Consider the following 2000-nt stretch of genomic DNA (forward strand, 5'->3'; position numbering starts at 1 on the left):
TTATCTAATGGCTGGCACTATCTCTTCTAATCCAATGGATATCCTGCTTGGTGTTATTATCTTAGCTGCAGGCTTTAACGCTGGTAAAATTGGTTTAGACCGCTGGGTGATTCCTTTCATCCGCAAAACTGCTTTCAAAGGAAACAACCATACTATTAAACATAATGCCTAATATAAAAATCACCTTGCTCAGATGAGAGTAAGGTGATTTTTTTATGTTTAAGCTCTTTCTAATACAATTGCGATTCCCTGGCCGCCACCAATACAAAGTGATGCAAGACCATATCTGGCTCCGCGCAGCTTCATTTCAAGAGCCAAAGAGTAAGTAATCCTTGCGCCGCTTGCCCCTACCGGATGGCCAAGTGCTACCGCGCCTCCATTGACATTTACTTTCTGCGGATCAACTTCCAGCGCTTTCATGACAGAGATGGATTGGGCTGCAAAGGCTTCATTAAATTCAATCAGGTCGATATCATTCCAAGTCAGTCCAGCTTTTTTCAATGCAGCCTGGCTTGCTGGAACAGGCCCAAAGCCCATAATATTAGGATCAACACCCGCAATTCCCCATGAAACAATTCGCGCTAAAGGCTCAATATCCTTTCTTTCCTTTAAAAAGGACTCAGAAGCCAAAACAACTGCTGCGGCTCCATCATTAATGCCGCTTGCATTTCCGGCAGTGACAGTACCGTCTTTTTTGAAGGCCGGTTTTAATTTTGCAAGATTATCGAAATTGATGTCTGGACGAATATGCTCATCCTCGGAGACTACCATTTGCTTATTTCTTTTACCTGTTATGGTTACTGGTACAATTTCCTGCGCAAACCGACCGGATTGCCTGGCCGCAGCGGCTTTCAGGTGCGAATTCAATGAAAACTCATCCTGTTCCTCGCGAGTGATAGTATATTTTTCGGATAGATTTTCTGCTGTGATTCCCATGCCGCAGCCAATATACTCATCTGTGAGTGTCGACCAAAGCATATCGTCTATTGAAGGAGCGCCGTTTGGTGAGCCGAATCTTGTGCCTCTAAGGACATGCGGTGACTGGCTCATATTTTCTGACCCTCCAGCTACAGCTGTTTTGGCATCACCCAGTATCATAGTCTGAGCACTTGAAACAATTGCCTGAAGACCTGATCCACAAAGCCTGTTCACTGTAAGCGCAGGTGTTTCCACTGGGATTCCGCTTTTTAAAGCAATATGACGCGCGAGATAAGAGGAAGCTTTAGTAGTATGAATAACATTACCAAACGTAACATCTTCAATTTCTTTTGCAGACAGACCACTTCTTTTTAATGCTTCGTTTGTAGCCGTTACTGCAAGCTCAATATCACTTACATCTTTTAGAGATCCGCCGAATGAACCAAAAGGCGTTCTTGCTCCGTTAATAATATAAATCGATTCCATTTTTTCTTCTCCCCTTGCTGTTAGTTTTAATAGTATGGTTTTTCTAAGAGTTCTTTTGAATTTTTCCGGTAGATGTACTTGTGTATTCCTCCACAAATTAGAATTCCTGAGGAGCTTTAAATTTGGACAGCCGCTCTCCCCACAATTCTACTAATATTTTTGAACCATATGTCATTCTCTGAAATTCCAATTACAGCACCGGCCTTGATAGCTTGATATAACATTTTCTATTTCTATAGAAGAAACATTTTCTCCTGCTCTTTTAATCAAAATTTATGGAATAGGGCTTTTTTGTAGATGAGTTAATGGCGGAGCTGAATTCCTAAGAAACTGTGAAAGTAAGAGTACATTTTTAACAGGGAGTTCTACACAAGTAAGGGAGCTTTCTACAATTCTTTGTGTAATCTACAAAAAGTAGATCTATTCTACAAAAAAAACCGGCTGTTCTACATTTTTGAATAGCCGTTCTACAAAAGAGAAGGAGCTTTCTACAATTCTTTGTGCTATCTACAAAAACGTAGATCTATTCTACAAAAATAACCGGCTTTTCTACATTTTTGAATGGCCGTTCTACAAAAGCAAAGGAGCTTTCTACA

General features: G+C 40.9%; 1 protein-coding gene. It reads right to left on the bottom strand.

All coding sequences use genetic code 11. The features are described from left to right. Window positions 1–219 precede the first annotated feature (219 nt). Entirely contained in the window at window positions 220–1404 is a 1185-nt protein-coding gene (locus tag G8761_RS26620) for an acetyl-CoA C-acetyltransferase (protein WP_166030946.1), read from the bottom strand. Window positions 1405–2000 lie beyond the last annotated feature (596 nt).

Source organism: Neobacillus terrae, from assembly GCF_011393025.1.
GTDB classification, from domain to species: domain Bacteria; phylum Bacillota; class Bacilli; order Bacillales; family Cytobacillaceae; genus Neobacillus_A; species Neobacillus_A terrae.

Excerpts from the sequence above, each read along its gene's own strand:
- G8761_RS26620 (WP_166030946.1), bottom strand. The coding sequence starts at position 1,404 with ATGGAATCGATTTATATTATTAACGGAGCAAGAACGCCTTTTGGTTCA.